The 21,465-nt window shown below is 71.2% G+C and carries 20 protein-coding genes and 1 pseudogene; 8 read left to right on the plus strand and 13 right to left on the minus strand.

Features of this window, described 5'->3' with window-relative positions; genetic code table 11:
* Nucleotides 1-126: pseudogene (locus ACLJPY_RS31870) on the plus strand (hypothetical protein); the annotation flags it as partial.
* On the plus strand, nt 126-1,145 hold the full coding sequence (locus ACLJPY_RS31875; RefSeq protein ID WP_410594084.1) for a family 2 encapsulin nanocompartment cargo protein polyprenyl transferase: 1,020 nt from the start codon (nt 126-128) through the stop codon (nt 1,143-1,145). The pseudogene ACLJPY_RS31870 and the gene ACLJPY_RS31875, both read left to right, overlap by 1 nt.
* A 129-nt stretch (nt 1,146-1,274) precedes the next feature.
* On the opposite strand, the gene ACLJPY_RS31880 is transcribed toward ACLJPY_RS31875, so the two are convergent.
* A complete protein-coding gene (locus ACLJPY_RS31880; protein WP_410594086.1) occupies nt 1,275-2,405 on the minus strand; it encodes a CapA family protein in 1,131 nt (376 codons plus the stop codon).
* Between the two features lie 366 nt (nt 2,406-2,771).
* Between ACLJPY_RS31880 and ACLJPY_RS31885 the strand changes: the two genes are divergently transcribed.
* The 5 genes from ACLJPY_RS31885 (at nt 2,772) to ACLJPY_RS31905 (ending at nt 8,243) form a co-directional block, all read left to right on the plus strand.
* The gene (locus ACLJPY_RS31885; RefSeq protein ID WP_410594088.1) at nt 2,772-3,746 is read left to right on the plus strand and encodes a substrate-binding domain-containing protein; all 975 of its coding nucleotides are present in this window, start codon (nt 2,772-2,774) and stop codon (nt 3,744-3,746) included.
* Between the two features lie 69 nt (nt 3,747-3,815).
* The gene (locus ACLJPY_RS31890; protein WP_410594090.1) at nt 3,816-5,354 is read left to right on the plus strand and encodes a sugar ABC transporter ATP-binding protein; all 1,539 of its coding nucleotides are present in this window, start codon (nt 3,816-3,818) and stop codon (nt 5,352-5,354) included.
* Nucleotides 5,355-5,418: 64 nt separating this feature from the next.
* On the plus strand, nt 5,419-6,444 hold the full coding sequence (locus tag ACLJPY_RS31895; RefSeq protein ID WP_308675722.1) for an ABC transporter permease: 1,026 nt from the start codon (nt 5,419-5,421) through the stop codon (nt 6,442-6,444).
* Nucleotides 6,441-7,085 (plus strand): FadR/GntR family transcriptional regulator, encoded by a 645-nt coding sequence (locus tag ACLJPY_RS31900; RefSeq protein ID WP_410594093.1) that lies wholly within the window; start codon nt 6,441-6,443, stop codon nt 7,083-7,085. Before ACLJPY_RS31895 ends, ACLJPY_RS31900 begins: the two co-directional genes overlap by 4 nt.
* 81 nt (nt 7,086-7,166) lie before the next feature.
* Complete coding sequence (locus tag ACLJPY_RS31905) at nt 7,167-8,243, plus strand: glycoside hydrolase family 88 protein (RefSeq protein ID WP_410594095.1); 1,077 nt, start codon at nt 7,167-7,169, stop codon at nt 8,241-8,243.
* A 4-nt stretch (nt 8,244-8,247) separates the two neighbouring features.
* Here the strand turns inward: ACLJPY_RS31905 and ACLJPY_RS31910 are convergent, their stop codons facing one another.
* From ACLJPY_RS31910 to ACLJPY_RS31935, 6 genes are all read right to left on the minus strand, one after another.
* Entirely contained in the window at nt 8,248-9,552 is a 1,305-nt protein-coding gene (locus ACLJPY_RS31910; RefSeq protein WP_410594097.1) for a DNA polymerase IV, read from the minus strand.
* A 1-nt stretch (nt 9,553) separates the two neighbouring features.
* On the minus strand, nt 9,554-9,865 hold the full coding sequence (locus ACLJPY_RS31915; RefSeq protein ID WP_285988840.1) for a transcriptional regulator: 312 nt from the start codon (nt 9,863-9,865) through the stop codon (nt 9,554-9,556).
* Nucleotides 9,862-10,485: a hypothetical protein gene (locus tag ACLJPY_RS31920; RefSeq protein WP_410594099.1), complete on the minus strand. Its 624-nt coding sequence runs from the start codon at nt 10,483-10,485 to the stop codon at nt 9,862-9,864. Before ACLJPY_RS31920 ends, ACLJPY_RS31915 begins: the two co-directional genes overlap by 4 nt.
* 52 nt (nt 10,486-10,537) lie before the next feature.
* The gene (locus ACLJPY_RS31925; RefSeq protein WP_410594101.1) at nt 10,538-11,269 is read right to left on the minus strand and encodes an ABC transporter permease; all 732 of its coding nucleotides are present in this window, start codon (nt 11,267-11,269) and stop codon (nt 10,538-10,540) included.
* Nucleotides 11,266-12,165: an ABC transporter ATP-binding protein gene (locus ACLJPY_RS31930; RefSeq protein WP_410594103.1), complete on the minus strand. Its 900-nt coding sequence runs from the start codon at nt 12,163-12,165 to the stop codon at nt 11,266-11,268. The genes ACLJPY_RS31925 and ACLJPY_RS31930 overlap by 4 nt, the downstream gene beginning before the upstream one ends.
* 199 nt (nt 12,166-12,364) lie before the next feature.
* Nucleotides 12,365-13,927, minus strand: a complete 1,563-nt coding sequence (locus ACLJPY_RS31935) for an alpha/beta hydrolase (protein ID WP_410594621.1) — start codon at nt 13,925-13,927, stop codon at nt 12,365-12,367.
* Between the two features lie 312 nt (nt 13,928-14,239).
* On the opposite strand from ACLJPY_RS31935, the gene ACLJPY_RS31940 reads away from it, so the two are divergent.
* Nucleotides 14,240-15,412 (plus strand): macrolide family glycosyltransferase, encoded by a 1,173-nt coding sequence (locus ACLJPY_RS31940; protein ID WP_410594105.1) that lies wholly within the window; start codon nt 14,240-14,242, stop codon nt 15,410-15,412.
* On the opposite strand, the gene ACLJPY_RS31945 is transcribed toward ACLJPY_RS31940, so the two are convergent.
* The 6 genes from ACLJPY_RS31945 to ACLJPY_RS31970 are packed head-to-tail and all read right to left on the minus strand — an operon-like array spanning nt 15,400 to nt 21,448.
* The gene (locus ACLJPY_RS31945; RefSeq protein ID WP_410594107.1) at nt 15,400-16,719 is read right to left on the minus strand and encodes a caspase domain-containing protein; all 1,320 of its coding nucleotides are present in this window, start codon (nt 16,717-16,719) and stop codon (nt 15,400-15,402) included. The two genes, ACLJPY_RS31940 and ACLJPY_RS31945, sit on opposite strands and share 13 nt — an antisense overlap.
* Nucleotides 16,712-17,089 carry an effector-associated constant component EACC1 gene (locus tag ACLJPY_RS31950; protein WP_410594109.1) on the minus strand — a complete coding sequence of 126 codons (378 nt, stop codon included), beginning with the start codon at nt 17,087-17,089 and terminating at the stop codon, nt 16,712-16,714. Before ACLJPY_RS31950 ends, ACLJPY_RS31945 begins: the two co-directional genes overlap by 8 nt.
* Nucleotides 17,090-17,142: 53 nt before the next feature.
* A complete protein-coding gene (locus ACLJPY_RS31955; RefSeq protein WP_410594111.1) occupies nt 17,143-18,861 on the minus strand; it encodes an aminotransferase class V-fold PLP-dependent enzyme in 1,719 nt (572 codons plus the stop codon).
* Entirely contained in the window at nt 18,858-19,625 is a 768-nt protein-coding gene (locus ACLJPY_RS31960; RefSeq protein ID WP_410594113.1) for an amino acid ABC transporter ATP-binding protein, read from the minus strand. Before ACLJPY_RS31960 ends, ACLJPY_RS31955 begins: the two co-directional genes overlap by 4 nt.
* Nucleotides 19,618-20,511 (minus strand): amino acid ABC transporter permease, encoded by an 894-nt coding sequence (locus tag ACLJPY_RS31965; protein WP_410594115.1) that lies wholly within the window; start codon nt 20,509-20,511, stop codon nt 19,618-19,620. The genes ACLJPY_RS31960 and ACLJPY_RS31965 overlap by 8 nt, the downstream gene beginning before the upstream one ends.
* Nucleotides 20,498-21,448: an ABC transporter substrate-binding protein gene (locus ACLJPY_RS31970; protein ID WP_410594117.1), complete on the minus strand. Its 951-nt coding sequence runs from the start codon at nt 21,446-21,448 to the stop codon at nt 20,498-20,500. Before ACLJPY_RS31970 ends, ACLJPY_RS31965 begins: the two co-directional genes overlap by 14 nt.
* Nucleotides 21,449-21,465: the final 17 nt, after the last annotated feature.

Below are 21,465 nucleotides of genomic sequence, written 5' to 3' on the forward strand. Positions count from 1 at the left end.
AACGTCCGGTTCATGGGCACCAACGACCAAGCCATCACCACCTACCTCGTCTCCGCCTACCACTCCGCCGCCGTCCTCGTCCCCGACGCCCTCGGCATCCTCGACGACGTCCAAATCGGCCAGTGATGACGACCATGAACACGCGGACCGCGGCCCGTCCCCTCGCCGACGTCCTCGCGTGGAGCAAGGGACTCGTCGACCCGGCGCTGCGGACGGCCGCCGGGCGGCTGCCGGAGGCGATGCGGCGGATCGCCGCCTACCACTTCGGCTGGGAGGACGCCCACGGACGGCCGGCCTCGGCGGACGGCGGCAAGGCGCTGCGGCCGGCGTTGGCGCTGCTGTGCGCGGAAGCCGCGGGCGGGGAGGCGGCCGACGCCGTGCCCGCCGCCGTCGCCGTGGAACTGGTGCACAACTTTTCGCTGCTGCACGACGACGTCATGGACGGCGACACCACCCGGCGGCACCGCGCGACGGCGTGGACGGTGTTCGGCACCGGGCCGGCGGTGCTGGCCGGGGACGCGCTGCTGAGCCTGGCGTTCGAGGTGCTGGCGCCGAGCGGGGCCGCGAACGCGCGGCTGCTGTCGGCCGCGACGCTGGCACTGCTCGAAGGCCAGGCCGCGGACCTCGACTTCGAGCAGCGCGACGACGTCACGCCCGCCGAGTGCGTGCGGATGGCGGAGGGCAAGACGGCGGCCCTGCTGGGCGCGGCGTGCGCGCTCGGGGCGGCGTGCGGGCCGGCCGACACCGACTGCTTCGGCGCGTTCGGCCGGGCGCTCGGGCTGGCGTTCCAGCACATCGACGACCTGCTCGGCATCTGGGGCGACCCGGCCGCCACCGGCAAGCCGGTGTACTCGGACCTGCAGAACCGCAAGAAGTCGCTGCCGGTGGTGACGGCCCTGTGTTCCGGCACGCCCGCCGGCGTGGACCTGGCCGCGCTCTACGCCCGGCCGGAACCGTTGGACGAGACCGAACTGGCCCACGCGGCGTCCCTCGTCGACGCCGCGGGCGGCCGCCAATGGAGCCAGGCCCAGGCGGACGCGTTGCTCGCCAAGGCCCTGCGCGACCTCGCGGTGGCCGCCCCGCCCACCCGCGCGGCCGCGGAACTGGCCTCCCTGGCCCACCTGGTCACCACCCGCACCCACTGAAACCCGTAACTGACGTGATCAGGGACGTGACTCGCGTGATCAGGGACGTGACTCGCGTGATTGAAGCCGGAACTGGCGAGTTACGGCTTCAATCACGCGAGTTACGGCTCCAGTCACGTCAGTTGCGGGTTACTTGCCGGGGCGGGTCAGGCCGGACTTGTCCGCGTTGAGGCTCAGGATGTTCTTGTCCGTGTTCTGGAGGGCCTTTGTGACCTGGGTGGACGGCGGGGATGTCGACAAGTCGATCAGGCGGATCGGGGTGTCGAGCTTGATCAGGGTCGGGACGTACTCGGCCTTGTCGACCTTCCAGCGGTCGCCGTCGCGGACGAAGCGGAAGCGGGCCGCCGCGCCTTCCTCCGTGTCGCCCTTGGGTTCGGAGTGGCGGGCGACGCTGTTGCCGAGCCCGTAGGCCACCCACTTGCCGCCGATCTTCTCGAACGGCTGGACCACGTGGGCGTGGTGGCCGACGATCAGGTCGACGTCGGGCGAACCGAGGATCTTCTTGGCCTGCGACCGCTGCTCGGCCGTCGGGGCGTGCTGGTACTCCACGCCCCAGTGCAGGCTCGCGATCACGACCTGCGCGCCGGCTTCGCGGGCCTTGCGCGCCGCCGCCAGCACGTCTTCGACGTCGATCTGGTTGGCCAGCCACGGTTTTCCGGCCGGCACCTTGATGCCGTTGAACCCGAAGGCGTACGACACCTGGGCGACCTTGACGCCGTGGACGTCGAGGATCAGCGGCTTTGCAGCCTCGGCGGCCGACCGCGCCGAGCCGGTGTGCTTGACGCCGGCCGCGTCGAGCTTGTCCAGGGTGCGGGTGACCCCTTCGGCGCCCTGGTCGATCGTGTGGTTGGACGACGTCGAGCAGGTGTCGTAACCGGTGTCCTTGATCGCGTCGGCGATCTCCGGCGGCGCGCTGAACGACGGGTAACCGCTGTACGGGCCGCCCTCCGGCGCCAGCGGTGTCTCGAGGTGGCAGATCCCGAGGTCGGCGCCGGAGATCAGCGGCTTGATCCCGGCCAGCAGCGGCCGGTAGTCGATCTTCCCGCCGCCGTCGGCCTCGGCCTGCTCGGTCAGCGCCGGGTGGATCAGGACGTCACCGGTAGCGACGACGCTGAACGACCCGTCGGGGGCGGCGGGCGCGCTCGAGGAGCCCGTCTCGGGAAAGGGCGTCGGCGCCGGCCCGGACTGCTGCGGCGGGCTGCTGCAGGCGGCCGCCAGGACGGCGACGCCGGCGAGCGCGGCGACGCGGTGCTTCGTCATCGGTCCCCCTAACGTGGTCCGGCCATCCTGCCAGCCGGGCGAATCGGACATCGACGCCGTCCGGTTCCCGATGAAACTTCCACCACAGTCGACAACACCGATCAGAACATTCGCACAGGACAAAACCGGACAACGCGCAGGACAGACCCGAAAAAATACGATAAATGCGGGGATCCTTGCCACGATGCAACTACTTAGAGTAGGTCTCACTCCGCTAACTGCGCCTTGACGCTCCTCGAACGGGTGTTTTGTAATACGAGTCACTCCGCGGCACCCGACCCGTACCACTCGACTCTGGCCCCATGGGAGCACTCGATGTCCACATACCCGCACAGGTTCCGGACCTGGAGCGTTGTTGGTTGTTGTTTGATTTCCGGAGCCCTGCTGGCCTCCTGCTCCTCCGGCAAAGACACCGCCGCGCCGCAGCAGCAGGCGCCGGCCAACGGCAAGGTCACCCTGTACTACCTGCAGAAACAGGGCGACCAGCAGTACTTCGTCGAGCAGGCCCAGGGCGCGCAGGAGAAGGCGAAGGAGCTCGGCGTCGAGCTGAAGGTGGTCAACCTCGGCCAGGACGCCAACAAGGCGATCACCGAACTGGACGCCGCGGTCGCCCAGGGCGCCAACGGCGTCGCCATCGTCGTCCCCGACCAGGCGATCGGCCCGCAGGTGATCGACAAGGCCAAGAGCGCGGGCATCCCGCTGATCGCCTCCGACGACGTCATCAAGGACGGCTCGGGCGCGAAGGCCCCGTTCGTCGGCTTCAACGGCAGCCAGATGGGCGACTCGGTCGGCACCGAAGCCGGGAAGCTGTTCAAGGCCGCCGGCTGGACCGCCGCCGACACGAAGATCATCAGCGCGTTCAAGCAGGACCTGACCGTCTGCACCGACCGCGTCAACGCCGCCAAGAGCGCGTTCGCCAAGTCCGCGGGCGCGGACGTGCCGGTGATCAACGTCGGTACCGACAACTCCCCCGTCGACGCGCAGAACCGCTCCGGCGCGGTGATCGGCTCCAACCCGGGCGTCAAGCACTGGGTCGTCTGGGGCTGCAACGACGAGAACGAAACCGGTGTCGTCACCGCGCTGGCCAACTCCGGCGTGCAGGCGAGCAACATCATCGGCGTCGGGCTCGGCGCCTACCTCACCTGCAAGGACTGGGCCGCGGGCAAGGACACCGGCAACAAGGCCGCGCTCTACATCTCCGGCGCCGAAGTCGGCCGCTCGGCGATCCAGGTGCTGGTCGACAAGGTGAAGAACGGCAAGGCGCTGCCCGCGGAGACGATCGCCAAGACCACGATCGTCAACAAGGACAACTACAAGCAGGCCGGCGTCAACTGCACCTGACCGCTCCCGGCTCCGGGCACTTTCCCGTGAAAGTGCCCGGAGCCGCGTTCCGCCGGATGGAAGGCGATCATGTCCTCCTCTTCACCCGCGCTCGCCGTCGAGGGCATCGGCAAGCGCTTCTCCGGGGTCACCGCCCTCGACGACGTCTCGCTGGAGTTCCGCTCCGGCGAGGTGCTCGCGCTGATGGGCGAAAACGGCGCCGGCAAGTCGACGCTGCTGCGCGTGCTGTCCGGCGACCAGGGCCCGGACGAGGGCCGGCTCCTGCTGGACGGCACCGAGGTCGCCTTCGACACCCCGCGCACGGCGATGGCCGCCGGGGTGCGCGTGATCTACCAGGAACCCGAGATCATCCCGCACGTTTCGGTGGCGGAGAACGTCTTCGTCGGCGAACTCCCCGCCAAGGCCCGGGTCTTCAGCCGCCGCACGCTCACCAAGGCCACGCACGACGCGCTCGCCGAGTACGGCTTCGAAGGCGTCCTGAACCCGGCCACGCTCGGCGTCGCCCTCTCCCCGGCGCAGCGCCAGCTCGTCGAGATCCTCCGCGTGCTCACCGCCGCCACCCCGCCGCGCGTGATCGCCTTCGACGAGCCGACGTCGTCGCTGTCGGAGCACGAGGTCGAGGCGCTGTTCCGGCTGATCGGGCGGCTGCGCGACAGCGGGGTCGCGGTCGTCTACGTCTCGCACCGGATGAAGGAGATCTTCCAGCTCGCCGACCGCGTCGCCGTGCTGCGCGACGGGAAGCTCGTCGGCGTCCAGCAGGCCGCGCAGACCGACGAGGCCGGCCTGGTCCGGATGATGATCGGCCGCGACCTCTCGGCGCTCGAGCGGCGGGTCACCCAGGACACCGGCGACGTCGTGCTGAAGCTGGACGACGTCACGACCGACGACGTCACCGGCATCTCGCTGCAGGTCCGCGCGGGCGAGGTCGTCTGCCTCGCCGGGCTGGTCGGCGCCGGCCGGTCCGAGCTGGCCCGCGCGATCGTCGGCGACCTGCCGATCCGGTCCGGGACCGTCGAGCTGGGCGGCAAACGGCTGCGCGCGCACAACCCGGGTGACGCCGTCAAAGCAGGCATCGGCTTCGCGCCCGAAGAGCGCAAGACGGACGCGTTGCTCATGCAGCGGTCCGTACGCGACAACGTCTCCATCGCCGTTCTCGATCGCCTTCGCCGCTTCCGGGTCGTGAAGCGGGCGAAGGAACGCGCGCTTGTCGAGGAGTACATCAGCGAGCTTCGCGTGCGGACGCCGTCGATGGAGCAGGAAGTCCGCAAGCTCTCCGGCGGCAACCAGCAGAAGGCCGTCCTCGCGCGCTGGCTCGCGCGGCGGCCGAAGCTGCTGATCCTCGACGAGCCGACGCGCGGGGTCGACGTCGGCGCCAAGGCCGAGATCTACCGGATCATCGACGGCCTCGCCGCCGAGGGCATCGCGCTGCTGGTCATCTCCTCCGACCTGCCCGAGGTGCTCACGCTGGCCGACCGCATCCTCGTCATGCGCGCGGGACGCCTGGCCGGTGAGCTCGGCCGCGAAGAGGCGACCGAGGAAGCCGTGCTGACCCTCGCCATCCCCGAAACCGAACCAGCCGTGGACGACGCCCAGGAGATCGGCGCATGAGTGAGCCTGTGAACGAATCCAATGACACAGCTGTAGCCGCGCCGAGCGTCAGCGAGGCCGGCGCATGAGTACCCCCACCAAGGAAACTTCGGCGCCCGCCGCGCCGCCGCAGCCGAGCGCCGCACGGCGTGTCCTGACCGGCATCGGCGTGCAGAACTCCAGCCTGATCATCACGCTGATCGCGCTGGTGATCCTGCTGAGCGTGCTGAACGAGAACTTCTTCCGCACCAACAACCTGCTGCTGATCGGCAGCGCGATCACCATCATGGGCCTGCTCGCCCTGGTGCAGACCCTGGTGATCATCCTGGGTGCGCTGGACATCTCGGTCGGCTCGATGGCCGGGCTGGCCTCGGTCATCTCGGCGATGGTGTTCACCTCGACCGGCAACGCCGAGGTCGGCATCCTCGCCGCGGTCGGTGTCGGCATCCTCTGCGGCCTGGTCAACGGCATGATCATCATCTTCGGCCGGGTCAACCCCGTGGTCGCGACGCTGGCCATGCTGGCCACCTACAAGGGCATCGCGCAGGTCATCTCCGACGGCAAGGCGCAGGGCTACACCGGCGGCGACGACCTGTTCATCTTCCTGGCCAAAGGATCCGTGCTCGGCCTGCCGTCGCTGGTGTGGGTGTTCCTGATCGTCGCGGCGCTGCTGCACTTCCTGCTCAAGTACACCGACATCGGCCGCAACGTCTACGCCATCGGCGGCAACGACACCGCCGCGCGGCTGGCCGGCATCAACATCAACCGGTACATCATCGGCGTGTACGCCCTCGTCGGCGTGGTCGCGGCGATCGCGGGCGTGCTGATCACCGCCCGCACCGGCTCCGGCCAGCCGACGTCCGGGTCCGAAGGCCTGGAGCTGCAGGCCGTCACCGGCGCCGCGCTCGGCGGCACGATGCTCAAGGGCGGCCGCGGGTCGATCATCTCGACCGTGCTCGCGGTGGTCATCCTCGGCGTGCTCGACAACGGCATGTCCGGGCTGGGCATCAACCCGTTCTGGCAGAACGTCGCCCACGGCGCCCTGCTGGTGATCGCGGTCGTGCTGCAGCAGCTGCGCAGCGGGGAGCGGCGCGTCGGCCTGCCCGAGTGAACCTCCACGCCCGCATCGTCGACGAACTGGGCCGGCTCATCGTCGAGGGCGTCCTCGGGGACGGGCAGCCGCTCGTCCCCGAGGAGCTCGGCCGCCGGTTCTCCGCGTCCCGGACGGTGGTCCGCGAGGCGTTGCGCGTGCTGGAGAGCAAGGGCATGGTGACGGCGCGGCCGCGCGTCGGGACGTGGACGCTGCCGCCCGAGGCGTGGGACGCCATCGACCCGGACGTCATCGCCTGGCGCGTCGGCGGGCCCGGCGGCCGCGAGCACCTGCGCGAGCTGCTGGAGCTGCGGCTGGCCATCGAGCCCCCGGCGGCGCGGATGGCGGCGCGGCACCGGCGTCCGGACGAGCTTTCGGCGATGGCGGCGGCCTACGCGCAGATGGCCGACGCCGTCGAGCACGAGGACGCCGAAGCGTTCCGGGACGCCGATTCGCGGTTCCACGCGGCGCTGGTCCGGGCGTCGGGCAACACGCTGATCGCGCAGCTGCAGGTGCCGGTGGTCGCGGCTCTGCGCGCGCAGGGCGAGCAGCTGGAGCTGGTGGCGCATTCCCGGGTGCTGACGCTCGTCCTCGCGAAGAACGCCGACGGCGCCGAATCCGCGGCGCGCCGGTTGCTGGAAACCGTTGCGGCGTACCGGTGATCGGTACCTTGACACGATTATCGGGACGCGCTTGACTCGCTGCGGACGACCGCCGCCATGAGTGCTGAGGAGGACGCTTCCATGCGTTTCCCGGGAATTCGTGGTTTCGGCGTGCTCGCGGCCGCGGCGGTGGCGGGCGGTCTCTTGACGGCCCCGGTGGCGGCCGCCGCGAGCTGCACCATCGCCGACGAGATGGTGTCCGCGGGCAACTACTGGGTCAGCAACGGGACGAACCTCGACGCGCCGGACTGGCAGAACGCGACGTTCCACGTCGGCAACCTCGCGTTGGTCCGGACCACCGGCCAGTCCAACCACAAGACGTACCCGTGGGCGCAGGCCAACAAGTACCTGCTGCCGGACGACCCGAAGCGGCCGTTCTTCCCGGACGACCAAGCCGCCGGCGAGGCGTACCTGGACCTGTACACGTACTTCCACCCGGAAATCCCCCTCGATTCGATTCGCACGCGGATCCGCGACGAGGTGGCGTCCGTACAGGCGGGTCACCGCGATTATTGGAACTACGTCGACGCGCTGAACATGGCGATGCCGTCGTTCGCGCGGATGAGCCTGATCGACCACGACCCGTCCTATCTGGACACCATGGACGAGCTGTTCCGGTCCTCGGAACGCAAGCTGTTCAACGAGTTCACCGGCCTCTGGTACCGCGACGCGCGGTTCAAGGGCTCGGGCGTGTTCTGGTCGCGCGGCAACGGCTGGGCCTTGGCGGCGCTGGCGAAGGTGCTGCAGGTGCTGCCGACGGACGACCCGCGGCGGCCGGAGTACTTGCGCGTATTCAAGAGGATGGCGACCACGCTGGCTTTGATCCAGCGGCGTGACGGATTCTGGAACGCCGACCTGCTGAACCCGTGGGACCACGGCGGTCCGGAGTCCAGCGGCACGGCCCTGTTCGCGTTCGGCCTCGGCTGGGGTGTCAACGCGGGCGTCCTCGACGCGGGCCGGTTCCGGCCGGTGGTGGACAAGGCGTGGACGGCCCTGTCGACGAAGGCGCTGCAGCCCAACGGCTTGGTCGGGTACGTCCAGCCGGTGGGCGACCGCCCAGCCACGGCGACGGCCACGGACACCGCGGCGTACGGCGTGGGCGCGTTCCTGCTGGCCGGTCAGGAAGTGGCGAAGCTGCAGGGCTGCTCGGCGGAGTAGGCGCTCACTTCAGGCAGTCGCCGGGGTCGCCGCGGGTCAGGGCCGGGTCCGACTGGGGGAACGTCCGCGCGACACCGGGGCCCGACGACCGGTGCTCGAAGCGGACCGTCACCCGGCCGTGGCCCGCGCCCTGGACCCAGCCCGTGCCGAACTCCTCGTGGACGACGTCGTCGCCCTGCCGCCACTCCGAAGGCGCCGCGGGGGCCGGGGCCGCGACCACCGTCGACGTCGAAGGCACCGACGGGGTGGCCAGGGAGAACAGCGCGTCCTGGTGCGGGACGGAAAGCCCGCTGTAGGCGACGCCCGCCAGGCGGATGCCGCCGAACTCCGCCGGGTCGATCAGCAGGCGCTCCGCCGTCGCCGACAGCTCGGCCAGGTCGTCCGTGGGCGCGGAGATCGTCTCCGAGCGGGTCACCGTGTGCATGTCCGTGTGGCGCAGCTTGATCACCACCGTCCGCGCCACGCGGCCGGCCTTCACCAGCCGCTGGTGCGCGCTCACCGCGATCCGGCGGACCTCCGCCCGCAACGTCGGCAGGTCCTTGATGTCGGTGTCGAACGTCGTCTCGGCGCTGACCTGCTTGGTCTCGGCGCGCCCGGCCACCGGGCGGTCGTCGGCGCCGGTGGCGAGCCGCCGCAGGTCACGGCCGACCACGCCGCCCAGCGTGGCCACCGCGTCCGGTTCGGACAGGGCCGCCAGCTGCCCGAGCGTCTGGACGCCGATGAACCGCAGCTTGCCCTCGGCGACCGGGCCGATGCCCCACAGCGCGCGCACGGGCAGCGGCGCGAGGAACTCGCGCTCGGTGCCCTGCGGCACCACCAGCAGCCCGTCCGGTTTGGCTTCGTCGGAGGCGATCTTCGCGATCTGCTTGCCGTTGCCCGCTCCGATCGACGCCACCAGGCCGGTTTCCGCCCGGATGCGGGCCCGCAGGGTGGCGCAGAACGCCGTCACCTCCTCGAAGGACGCGCCGACGAGCGAAGGCGGTTCGGCGAACGCTTCGTCGAGGGAGATCTTCTCCAGCACCGGCGCCACTTCGGTGACGACGGCGAAGACCTCCTGGCTGAGCCGTTCGTAGACGCGGAACCGCGGCGGCACGATCACGCCGTTCGCCGGCAGCAGCCGCCGGGCCTGGGCCATCGGCATCGCCGACTTGATCCCGAACGCCCGCGACTCGTAGCTCGCGCCCGCGACGACCCCGCGCGGCCCGGTGCCGCCGACGAGCACCGGGCGCCCGGCCAGCGTCGGGCGGGTGAGCTGCTCGGCCGACGCGTAGAAGGCGTCCAGGTCGAGGTGGATCACCCAGCGGCTCACGTCAGTCCCCGCCGGTGGCGTCCAGCAGCTGGTGGAGCGCCTTCGTGTAGCTCTCGAACGCCGCCCGGCCGGCCGCGGTGAGCCGGACCAGGGTGACCGGCGTGCGGTGTTCGTAGGCCTTGGTGATCTCGACGTACTCGGCGTCCTCGAGCTTGCGCAGGTGCGTCGAGAGGTTGCCCGCCGTCATGTCCAGCAGCTGCTGCAGCCGCGGGAACGTGATCTGGTCGCCGGCCCGCAGCCCCGCGAGCGCGACGGTGACCCGCAACCGCGCCTGGGCGTGGATGACCGGGTCGAGCTGCGGCAGTTCGCTCATCGGCCGGTCTTCTCGCGGACGACGTAGACGATCGAGCCGAGCAGGAAGCCGCCGCCCCCGCAGACGGCGAGGACGAGGAAGTTGTCCGGGTAGCCCACGAGCACGCTCAGCGCCGCGGACAGGATCATCCACGCGCCGAGGCCGTACATGAGCTTGTCCTGCCACACCATGCCGCCCGCCAGGTACATCACGCCGGTCAGCAGCAGCCACGTCCCGGTCCACAGCAACGACACCTGGTCCGTGGACAGCGCCTGGAAGCCGGTGATCCGGATGTCGACGACCATCAGCCCGATCGAAGACAGCGCCCAGCCGTAGCCGTACATCGCGCCGATCGTGCGGGACGGACCGCGGATCCCGCGGCCGCTGCGGATGCTGGTGTAGGTCGTGTAGCCGACGGCCAGCAGGAACAGCAGCGGGACGAGGACGGCGCCGGCGACCCAGCCGGGCACCGAAACGCCGGGCAACGTCGTGACGTAGGTGAACCCCCAGCCGACGATCCAGGCGAAGGCCCAGGCCGCGAGGATCCGCGCCGGGCCCCCGCCCAGTTCCCGGCGGGTCCGCCGGTTCTGCTGGGCGATCAGGTGCAACGACTCCTCCGCCGACATCGGCTCGTCATCCACCTGATCCACCCTCCCGCGCAGCTCCCTCGACTGCACGGAAGCTAACACGCATTCACAACCGGGCCGTGTCCAGCCGGAACCGGCGCACCACGACCAGCGCCGGCACCAGCAGCCAGCCGGCCAGCACCAAAGCCGCCACCCACGTCCCGGACGTGTGCGTCAGCGGGTCGAGGCCGACCCGGCGCAGCCAGTAGGTCGGCAGGAAGTGCGCCAGCGTCGACATCCAGCCGGGCAGGATTTCCAGCGGGATCCACAGGCCGCCGAGCATGCCGAGCGGCATCGTCAGTGCGCCGGTGACCGCGCCGACCGTGTCGCCCTTGCCGAACAGGCCGATCGCCAGGCCGAGGACGGCGAACGGGAGCGTGGCGGCCCACAGGACGACCAGCTGCGTGCCCCACTGGGCCGCGGTGAGCGGTTCGCCGCGCAGGAAGCCGACGAAGAAGATGGCCACCAGCACCGGCAGGGCGACGGCCATCGCCGAAGCGACCTTGACGGCCAGGTAGCCGGGGCCGCGCATCGGCGTCAGCCGCAGTTGGCGCTGCCAGCCGTCGGTGCGTTCCTGCGCCACCCGCGTGCCGGTGAACAACGCGCCGCTGCTGGCGCCGTAGGCGGCCATGCCGATCATCGTCTGCGTGCTCGAATGCATGCCGTTGTCCAGCACGTAGTCGCCGAAGATGGCCCCGAAGAGCAGGTACATCGCGACCGGCATGCCGATGGTGAACAGGGTGAACTGGGGGCTGCGGACGATCCGCTTGATCTCCAGGACCAGGTACGTCGTGTTCACGCGGCGGCCTCCTCGGCGGTCAGCGCCAGGAAGGCCTCTTCGAGGCCCAGCGCGGTGATTTCGATGCCGGACGCCGCCGGGTGGGCCGCGAGCAGGGCGCGGATCGCGGCGTCGGAGTCGTCGCAGGCCAGCTCGGCGCGCCCGGCGCGCAGCTGCACGCTCGTCACGCCCGGCAGGTGCGCCAGGTCCGTCTCGGTGGCGTCCGGGACGACGGCCTTGAGCACCCGCCCGGACACCGCGGCCCGGACTTCGGCGACCGGGCCGTCGGCGACGACGACGCCGTGGCGCATCAGCACGACGCGGTCGGCGTAGTCCTCGGCTTCGGCGAGGTAGTGCGTCGCGAACAGCACTGTCCGCCCGCCGGCGGCGAACTCGCGGATGGCGGCCCAGAACGCCCGGCGGCCGTCGACGTCCATCGCCGCGGTGGGCTCGTCGAGGACGAGCAGCTGCGGGTTCCCGGCCAGCGCGAGGGCGAACCGGACGCGCTGGCGTTCCCCGCCGGACAGCTTGCCGCAGCGGCGTTTCACGAGCTTCTCCAGGCCGGCCCGGGCGATCACCTCGCTCGCGGGCAGCGGCTTTTCGTGCGTCGAAACGACCAGGCCGACGAGCTCGCCGACGGTGGCGTCCGGCAGCAGCGCGCCGTTCTGCATCATCGCGCCGACCAGCCCCCGGTCGACGGCTTCGCGCGGGCTGCCGCCGGCGACGGTGACCTCCCCCGCGTCCGGCTTGGTCAGGCCGAGCAGCAGGTCGACGGTGGTCGACTTGCCCGCGCCGTTCGGCCCGAGCAGCGCGACGACCTCGCCGCGCGCGACCTCGACGGACACCCCGCCGACCGCCGTGACCGGCCCGAACCGTTTGGTGAGGCCGTGGAGCGCGAACGCCGGTCCCCCAGTCATGGCGTCCTCCTTTCGTGGACTTTGTACCGCAAAGTTGCTACGCACTTTGTAACACAAAGTCCACGCGTACTCAAAGCCCCCGGCGCCGGAAACCCGAGCGCCCCAAGGCGGCCTTGGTTGCGTCTGACGCACCCAATGTGGCCTTCGGTGCGTCAGACGCACCGAAGGCCGCCTTGGGGCGCTTGGGGCGACCCGCAGGTCAGCCGAGGAACCGCCCGGCGGCCAAGCCCGACGTCGCGGCGGCGGCGTCGGCGTTGGGGGCGGCGTCGGCGTCGGCGGCCTTGGCGGCCGTCGGCACCGGCGGCGTCGGCTGCGGCAGCGGGGCGCACTCGACGTCCGCCGTGCGACCCGGCTTGCGGGCCGGGAGGGCACCCGTCGCCAGGTAGTCGGCGATCTTGTTGTCGACGCACGCGTTGCCGCGCGGGGTGATCGCGTGGCTGGTGCCGCCCGGCTCCGCGATCAGCGAAGCGCCCGGGAACCGGCTGCGGACCTCGAGGCTGCCTTCGTACGGCGTCGCGGCGTCGAGCGTCTCGTCGATCATCAGGACGCTCTGCACGCCCCGGCCGTCGACCTTCGTGGGCTTGCCCGGCTTCGCGGGCCAGTACAGGCAGGGCGCGTTGAACCAGGCGTTCTGCCAGGTGAAGTACGGCGCCTTGGTGAACGTCTGCCAGTTGTCGCGCTTCCACTGGTTCCAGCTCTGCGGCCACTGGACGTCGGTGCACTGCACGGCGAGGTACACCGCGTAGCCGTTGTCGTCGCCGCGGCCGCCGAAGGCCTCGAAGAGCGTCTTCCAGTTCTGCCAGTCACCCTGGTTGACGAACCGGGACAGCGCGTCGCCGAGCAGCGTCCACCGCAGCTGGTAGTAGCTGGCCTGCTGGATGACGTCGAGGATCTCGTCCGGCCCGATCACCCCGCCGGCGGGGTTGAACGACGTCTTGAGCAGCTGCTCGTTGACCACCCGCTGCACCGCGGCCTGGGTCTTGCCGAGGTGGTAGACGTCGTCGTGCTGGGCGACCCAGCCGAACCAGATCAGGATGTTCCGGTCGAAGGCGACGTCCTGGTCGAGGTTGTCGCCGTACCAGACGCCCCGCGGGTCGACCGTCGAGTCGAGCACCATCCGGCGGACGTTCTGCGGGAACAGCGTGCCGTACACCTGCCCGAGGTAGGTGCCGTAGGAGTAGCCGTAGAAGTTCAGCTGCTTCTGGCCGAGCGACTGGCGGATGGAGTCCATGTCCCGGACCGTGTCGGTCGTCTTCATGTTCTCCAGCAGCGCGCGCGGGTTCTTCTTCGCGCAGGCTTCGGCGTACCCCTTCGAGCGGTCCAGCCAGGTCTTCTCGAGCTGCGGGGTGAACGGCACGTACAGCGGCCGGTTGTAGTCCATGTAGTTCGGGTCGCACGACAGCGCGGGCTTGCTGGCCCCGACACCGCGCGGGTCGAAGCCGATCCAGTCGTAGGCGTCGCCGGCGTGGTTGGGCACGCGCGGACCGCGGGTGGCCAGCAGCAGACCGGACCCGCCGGGGCCACCGGGGTTCGTCAGCATGACGCCCTGGTACTGCGCGTCCGGCACCTTGTGCTTGACGCGGCTGACGGCCAGCTGGATCTGCTCCCCGGCCGGCTTGCGGTAGTCGAGCGGCACCGAAAGGTACCCGCATTCGGCGCCGGCGGCGACCAGCGTGGGATTGGTGCACGGGCCCCAGGCGATCGACGCCGGTCCGGCGGGTGCGGCGGTCGCGGCCGGGGCGGCCACGAGCGCGGACGCCATCGCGGCGGCGGCGACCGCGGCGATTACGGCTCGTCTCACTGTTTTCTCCCTTTCCCCTGCGACTTCGGGCGGGAGAACCCTAGACCCGGCGCACGCCCGGCGGGACGGTCAAACGGGTGCGCGCCCGCCAATGCCCTACTAAAGGTGGAAATCGGGTGGCACGGGCGTTCCGGGATCCCGTACGGTCGGTTTCATGATCTTCTTCATCCGGCTCCGCCTCCGCTGAGACGGCGTGACCGCCGGGCCCCCGCGGATCGGACGGGCCCCTTCACCTGCGCGCCGTCTGTTCTTTCTCGCTTTTGAAGGAGCACCGTGCTGCGCAAACACATCCTCGTGGTCGGCTGCACCGCGCCGAGCCACGTCCACCCGTCGCTGGGCGTGATCGCCGAGCTGGTCCGCCGCGGGCACCGGGTGTCCTACGTCGTCGGCGCACCGCTGGCGTCCCTGGTGGCGCCGACGGGCGCGGAAGTCGTCACGCACCCGACGTCGTTCCCGCTCGGCGAGGCCGCCGCGTGGCCGGACGAGCCGGCCGAGGCCATGCGCGTCTTCCTCGACGAAGCCATCGCGATCCACCCGCAGCTGACCGCGCGGTTCGACGACGACCGGCCGGACCTGGTCCTGTACGACATCGGCGGGCTCGGTGCGCCGCTGCTGGGGCTGCGGTACGGCGTCCCGGCCGTCCAGCTGTCGCCGACGCTGGTGGCGTGGGAGGGCTACGACGAGGAAATGGCCCCGGTGCTGGCGCCGATCAAGACCTCACCGTCCGGAGTGGACTATGCCAAGACGTACGCGGCCTGGCTGGCCTCCCACGGCGTTTCGGCCGACCCCTGGGAGTGGATCGGGCACCCGTCGCGGGTCCTTTCGCTGATCCCGCGGGCGATGCAGCCGCACGCGGACCGGGTGGGGTCGCACGTGCGGTTCGTCGGGCCGTGCCTGGACCCGGCGCGGCTGGCCGACCGGTCGTGGACGCCGCCGTCGTCGGGCCGCCCGGTGCTGCTGGTCTCGTTCGGGACGGCGTACAACGACCAGCTCCCGGTGTACCGCGACTGCGTTGCGGCGTTCGCGTCCGACTGGCACGTCGTGATGTCGATCGGGAAGCACGTTCGGCCGTCGGATCTGAGGCCGCTGCCCGAATCCGTGGAGGTGTTCGAGAGCGTGCCGCAACTGGCGGTGCTGGAGGCGGCCTCGGCGTTCGTCACGCACGCCGGGATGGGCGGGGCCACGGAAGCGCTGTGGTTCGGGGTGCCGACGGTGGCGATCCCGCAGGCAGCGGACCAGTTCGGGAACGCGGACCGGCTGGAAGCGCTCGGCGTGGGCAAGCACCTGCCCGCTTCCTCGGTGTCGGCTTCCTCGCTGCGGGAGGCGGTCGAGGAGGTGACCTCGTCGGCTTCGGTGGCTTCGCGGCTGGCGGAGCTCAAGGCGGAGATCCGGCGGCACGGCGGGATTTCCGTCGCCGCGGACGCCGTGGAGTCCTATCTGCTGTAGGCGGCGCCGCCGGAGGAGTGACTGCTGCCGCTGCTGCCGGAGCCGTTCAGCGTGAGCAGGACGATCAGCAGGACGGTGGCGGCGACAAGGACCGCGATCGCCACCGCGAGCCAGATCTTCGCGCGGCGGGACAGCTTCTTCTTCTCAGGAGCTTCGTCGCTCTCGGCGGCCGTCACCGGCTCGGTGGCGGCCGCCTCGGGCTCGGCCGCGACCGGTTCCGGAGCCACCGGCACCGGCGCGGTCCGCGGCTCGGTGGCGGCCGGAGGCTCCGGCTCTGCTGGAGCCGGTGGCGCCACCACCTCGACGGGAGGCTCCGGCGCCGCGACCTCGACCGGAGGTTCCGGCGGCACCACCTCGACCGGCCCGTCGGCCTGGGCCACCCAGGCGGCCGCCGCGGCCGAGACCGTCCGGCTGTCGTCGTCCGCCAGCCGCCGGATCTCCTCCGCCGTCCGCTCCCGCACCAGGCCGTTGCCCACCTGGTTCAGCCGCTTCAGCCCCTCCAGGGCGTTCAGCCGGTCCGACGCGATCGGGCTGGCCAGGCCGTGCCGCAGGTACTCCGGCAGCTGCCAGCGCGGGTTCCGCGCGAGCACGATCCGGCCCTCCACATCGGACTGGTGCTTCGGCCGCTGCCGCGGCAGCTCGGCCACCACGCGCTCGTGGACGTAGCTGTAGAGCTCGTCCACCGTGACGTCGCCGTCGCCGTCGAGGTCCGCGCTGCCGTCGCGCAGGCCAGCCACCAGGTGCCGGGTGAACACCGAACGGGCCGCCGAGCCCACCACCGCGTCGCCTTCGAACGAATACTGCGTCGCGTCCGACGCCGTGAGGACCGCGCGGCCGCGGCCCTGGAACCGCTCCAGCGTGTGCACGTCCGTGCCCGCCTTCGCCAGCTTGCCCGCCGGGAACGCGCCGCTGTAGCAGCAGTCCAGCACCAGCACCTTCTGCCGCGACGGGCAGCCCGCCATCGCCCGGTCGACCAGCTCCGCCGCGAGCGCGGTGAACATCAGGCTGTCGCGGCGGGTGTTGGCCATCGCCAGGTACAGGCTGCCGTCGTCGTCCTTGACGCCGTGGCCGGTGAAGTACAGCAACGTCAGCTCGTCGCGGCGCCGGCCCCGGTAGAACTCGCCGATCGCTTCACCCACGACGTGGTGGGGCTGGTCGACCAGCGTCGTCACCTCGAAACCCGCGATCGCCGGGTCGCTCAGCACCGCGGCCAGCTCACGTGCGTCGCCGCCGGGCGCGGTCAGGCGCCGCAACGCCGGGTCGGCGTACGTCTCGGTCGCGATCAGCAGCGCGTGCCGGCTAGCCATGGCGCCGGACGAACGCCTCGATCAGCTGCTGCCGCTCCGCCGACGTCGCCCGCTCGAGCTCCACGGTGTCGCCGTCGACCGTCACCTTGATCCGGTGCCGGCCCGCCTGCCGGCCCAGCCACTCGCGCAACGTCTCGACGAGCCCCGGGAACACGCCACCGGCTGCGCTGAAGGCGACCACCAGCGAGCCGATCGTCACCGGGTCCGCGGCCTTCGCGCCCGGCGGGAGCTCGCCCGGCACCGGCAGCACGTCCACGTCCAGTTCGCCGAGTTCGGCGCGCAGGCGGCGGGCGAGCACGTCGAACTCTTCGGCGTCCGCCTCGCCGTCCGCTTCGAGCCGGACCAGGGCCCGCGTGTCCGATTCGGTCATGGGCGCCATGGTCCGCCCGGGAAGCGCGGGTGACAAGGTCCGATCGGGCAGGGTCAGGCGCGGATCTCGTTGAGGTAGTTGTAGATCGTGTAGCGCGTGACGTCGAGGCGCCCGGCCAGGTGGTCGACCGCGTCCTTGATGAGGAAATAACCGGCTTCGTCGAGTTCCCGGACCACCGCCGCCTTGTGCCGCTTCTTCATGAGGTCCACCGGGATCCCGGCCTTGGTGACCGCGCGGTCGACGAGGAACCGCTGGAGGCTGTCGACGTCCGGTGGGAAAGTCTCCGGCTCGCCGTTCCCGCCGGGGGACGCGGCCTCCTCGACGCTGTTGACGCAGAGGCAGCCGACCGCGACCCCGTCGGCGTCCCGCAGGAACAGCGTCGAGGAGCGGATCGGGCGGCCGTCCGGGCCGTGCGTGCGGTAGTTGGTCAGGTCCTGGGTGGTGCCGCGGCGGACCAGCCCCAGCAGCAGGTCGGTCATCGGGCCGCCGACGCTGCGGCCGGTGAGGTCACCGGCGATGGCGACGATCGAGTCCGGCAGCCGGCTCAGGTCGTGCAGCAGGACTTCGTTGCCGGGCCCGAGCATCGCCGCGAGCCCCGGGATCGCCGGGACCAGCGCGGTGAGCACCTCGTGCGTCGTCGCGCCCGCGGCCGGGACGACCAGCGGTTCGCGCGGCCGCGTCAGGGTCTCCAGCGCTTCCCGGAGGAGGCCGGCGGCCGCCGCGGGGGTCGAGGCGTGCGGCGAGAGCCGGACGTGCTCGGGCCGCACGGTCGCCGCGATGCCGGCGTTCGCCAGGGCCGCCCCGACCTGCTCGGCGGGGTGGCGGGGCAGGGTGAACGCCAGGATCCCGGCCCGCCGCTCGACCGCCGAGACGACTTCGGCGCCGCAGGAGGCCAGTACCTCTTCGAAGGAGGCCAGCCGCTCGGCGATCCGCGCCGCGATGGCGCCGACCCCGGCGTCCTCGACCAGTTCGAGGGCCTCGGCGAACGCGCCGGAGGTGATCGGGCTGAGGTTGGAGATCGACCACGCCTGCGCGGTCGTGTCCGGCGGGTGGATTTCGTCGTCGAACAGGCCCGGGTCGCGCGCGCCCGTCCAGCCCGACAGCACCGGATCCATCCGGTCGAGGGCGCGGTCGGACAGCACCGCGAAGCCGGTCCCCCAGCCCGCGCGCAGCCACTTCTGGCCGCCGACCACCAGGACGTCGGCGACCTCCCACGGCTCGTCGACAACGCCGAAGCCCTGGATGCCGTCGACGACGAGCAGCCGGCCGCCCACGACTTCGCGCAGCCCGGCGAGGTCGGCGCGGTGGCCGGTGCGGAAGTCGACGGCACTGACGCTGACCGTGGTGATCTCCGGCGTCAACGCCTCCGCCACCCGCTCCGGCGTCACGTAACCGCTGCTCAGCCGCCGGACGCGCAGGCGGCCGGCCTGCTCGGCGCGGGCCCACGGGTAGGTGTTGGCCGGGAACTCCGACGCGGACACGAGCACCTCTCCGGTGCTGTGGAACGCGGCCTGGAACAACCCAAGGCTGGTGTGCGGCAGCAGCACGGTGTGGTCGGTGTCCGAGCCGGACAGCCGCGCGGCGGCGGCCTTCGCCCGGACCTCCTGCCGCATCAGTTCGTCCACTGTGGACGGCCCGGCCGTGGTGGCCTGGTCGAGCAGAGCGGCCGTCGTGTCGAGCACCGCGTGCGACGGCGGGCCGAAGCGGGCGAAGTCGAGGTAGCCGGCGGGCTCGTCGAACTGGAGCAGGTACCGGGGCGAAATCCGCGTCACGCGAGGATCCTCGCCAGGAACTGCCGGGTGCGTTCGTGCTTCGGCGCGCTGAGCACCACCGAAGGCGGCCCGGTCTCGACGACGGCGCCGTCGGCCAGGAACACCACCTCGTCGGCGGCCTCCGCGGCGAAGCTCATCTCGTGCGTCACGACGACCATGGTCATCCCCTCCCCCGCCAACGTACTCATCACTTCGAGGACCTCGCCGACCAGCTCCGGGTCCAGCGCCGACGTCGGCTCGTCGAACAGCATCAGCTTCGGCTTCATCGCCAGCGACCGGGCGATCGCCACGCGCTGCTGCTGCCCGCCGGACAGCTGCGCCGGGTAGGCGTCGGCGCGGTGGGCGAGCCCGACGCGGTCGAGCAGCTCGAGACCCTGCTTGCGGGCGTCGTCCGGTTTCAGCCCCAGCACCCGGATCGGCCCCTCGACGACGTTCTCCAGCGCCGTCCGGTGCGCGAACAGGTTGAACCGCTGGAACACCATGCCGATGTCCCGGCGCTGGCGGGCGACGTCACGCTCGCGCAGCTCGTACAGCTTGCCGCCGCGCTGCCGGAAGCCGATCGGCTCGCCGTCGACCCAGATCTGGCCGGCGTCGATGGTCTCGAGGTGGTTGATGCAGCGCAGGAACGTGCTCTTCCCGGCGCCGGACGGCCCGAGCAGGCAGACGACCTGTCCCTTGTGGACCTCCAGGTCGATGCCGCCGAGGACTTCGGTGTGGCCGTAGGACTTCCGGACGCCGACGGCACGCAGCAGCGGCTCAGACACGGGCACTCCTCACCAGCGGCACGCCGCGCAACGCCTTGCCCGCGCGGGCCAGCGGCCCGCGGTCGGCCTGCCCGAACGCGCGTTCCAGGTAGTGCTGGCCGACGCCGGCGACGGTCACCACGACCATGTACCAGACGGCCGCGGCCAGCAGTGTCTCCATGACCAGCAGGTTGTTGGACGAGATGTTGTTGGCCGCGTGGATCAGCTCGGTCACGCCGATCACCGACGCCATCGACGTGCCCTTGAGCATGTTGATGAAGTCGTTGCCGGTCGGCGGGATGATCACGCGCATGGCCTGCGGTAGCACGACCCGGCGCAGCGTGGCGGCCGGTGTCATGCCAATCGACTTCGCGGCCTCCGTCTGTCCGCTGTCGACGCTGTTCAGCCCGGCCCGGACGATCTCGGCCATGTACGCGCTTTCGTTGAGCGCGAGGCCGAGGAAAGCCGCGGTGAACGCGCTGATCAGCACGTTCGTCTGCTCGTGGACGAGGAACGGGACGTCGATCACCGGGAAGACGAGCGCCAGGTTGTACCAGAGCAGGATCTGCAGCAGCACCGGAAGCCCGCGGAAGATCCAGATGTAGCCGGCGGCGAACCAGCGGGCGACCGGGTTGGCGCTGCGGCGCAGCAGGGCGATGACGATGCCGAGCACGATCGCGACGGCCTGGGACAGCACGGCGAGGACGACGGTGTTGAGCAGGCCGGTCGCCATCACCTTGTAGAAGACGAAGTCCGGGACCTGGTCCCACGCGATCTGCGCGTTGCCGAGCGCGATGCCCAGCAGGACCAGCAGCGCGAGGATGATCGCGGCGGCGACCCAGCGGCCCCAGTGCCGGAGCCGGACGATCGGGAGCGGTCCGGTCGCCGCGACCTCACTGTCCGCCATTGACCGCGGCCTCCTTGATCGCGCCCTGCTCGACGCCCCAGGCCTGCAGGATCTTGCCGTAGGTGCCGTCGGCGATCAGGGCCTGCAGCGCCTTCTGCACGGAGTCGCGCAGCGCGGTGTTGGTCTTGTTGACGCCGATGCCGTACGGGCCGCCGTCGATCGGCTCACCCGGGACGACCTCGAAGAACTTGCCCTCGCCCGCGGTGCGCGAGATGTAGACGGCGCTGGGCAGGTCGTTGAGGATCGCCTGCACGCGCCCGGTGCGCAGCTGGTTCTGGTTCTGGTTGTCGCTGTCGGTCGCGGTGACGGTGATCGCGGGCTTGCCCGCCTGCGTGCACTTGGTGCTCTGCTCGGTGGCGAACTTCTGGTGGCTGGTGCCCTGCACGACGGCGACGTTCTTGCCGCAGAGCGCGTCCGGGCCGGTGATGGCGTCCGGGTTGCCCTTGCGGATCATGATCGTGATGCCCGAGGTGAAGTAGTCGACGAAGTCGATCTGCGCCTGGCGGGCCTTGGTGTCGTTCATGCCGGCCATGGTCAGGTCGACGCGGCCGGACTGGAGGCTCGTGATGAGCGAGCCGAAGGCCATGTCCTGGTGGGTGACGGGCACGCCGAGCTTGGCGGCGACGGCCTTGGCGAGGTCGACTTCGTAGCCGATCGGGGTCTTGCCGTCGGCGGCGTAGAAGTTGTTGGGCGCGGACTGCAGGTTGGACGCCAGGTGCAGGCCGGCCTGCTTGACGGCGTCCGGCAGCGCGGCGTTGAGCTGGGCGTCCTTCTGCACGCCCCGGACGATCGCCGCGGTGTCCGGGATGCCGGACGCGGGCGCCCCGGCGGCCTGCGACGTCCCGCCGCCCGCGCCGTCCGGACCGCCACCACAAGCCGTCACCAGCACGGCAACGCTCGCGAGCAACACCGCCTGCACGGCACGAGAACGGGACATAACGGACCTCCACTGTT

The organism is Amycolatopsis sp. lyj-23, from assembly GCF_046549135.1.
Taxonomy (GTDB): domain Bacteria; phylum Actinomycetota; class Actinomycetes; order Mycobacteriales; family Pseudonocardiaceae; genus Amycolatopsis.

Excerpts from the sequence above, each read along its gene's own strand:
- ACLJPY_RS31875 (WP_410594084.1), top strand. The coding sequence starts at position 126 with ATGACGACCATGAACACGCGGACCGCGGCCCGTCCCCTCGCCGACGTC.
- ACLJPY_RS31895 (WP_308675722.1), top strand. The coding sequence starts at position 5,419 with ATGAGTACCCCCACCAAGGAAACTTCGGCGCCCGCCGCGCCGCCGCAG.
- ACLJPY_RS31915 (WP_285988840.1), bottom strand. The coding sequence starts at position 9,865 with ATGAGCGAACTGCCGCAGCTCGACCCGGTCATCCACGCCCAGGCGCGG.
- ACLJPY_RS31935 (WP_410594621.1), bottom strand. The coding sequence starts at position 13,927 with ATGGCGTCCGCGCTCGTGGCCGCCCCGGCCGCGACCGCCGCACCCGCC.
- ACLJPY_RS31880 (WP_410594086.1), bottom strand. The coding sequence starts at position 2,405 with ATGACGAAGCACCGCGTCGCCGCGCTCGCCGGCGTCGCCGTCCTGGCG.
- ACLJPY_RS31890 (WP_410594090.1), top strand. The coding sequence starts at position 3,816 with ATGTCCTCCTCTTCACCCGCGCTCGCCGTCGAGGGCATCGGCAAGCGC.
- ACLJPY_RS31950 (WP_410594109.1), bottom strand. The coding sequence starts at position 17,089 with ATGACCGAATCGGACACGCGGGCCCTGGTCCGGCTCGAAGCGGACGGC.
- ACLJPY_RS31965 (WP_410594115.1), bottom strand. The coding sequence starts at position 20,511 with ATGGCGGACAGTGAGGTCGCGGCGACCGGACCGCTCCCGATCGTCCGG.
- ACLJPY_RS31930 (WP_410594103.1), bottom strand. The coding sequence starts at position 12,165 with ATGACTGGGGGACCGGCGTTCGCGCTCCACGGCCTCACCAAACGGTTC.
- ACLJPY_RS31970 (WP_410594117.1), bottom strand. The coding sequence starts at position 21,448 with ATGTCCCGTTCTCGTGCCGTGCAGGCGGTGTTGCTCGCGAGCGTTGCC.
- ACLJPY_RS31905 (WP_410594095.1), top strand. The coding sequence starts at position 7,167 with ATGCGTTTCCCGGGAATTCGTGGTTTCGGCGTGCTCGCGGCCGCGGCG.
- ACLJPY_RS31945 (WP_410594107.1), bottom strand. The coding sequence starts at position 16,719 with ATGGCTAGCCGGCACGCGCTGCTGATCGCGACCGAGACGTACGCCGAC.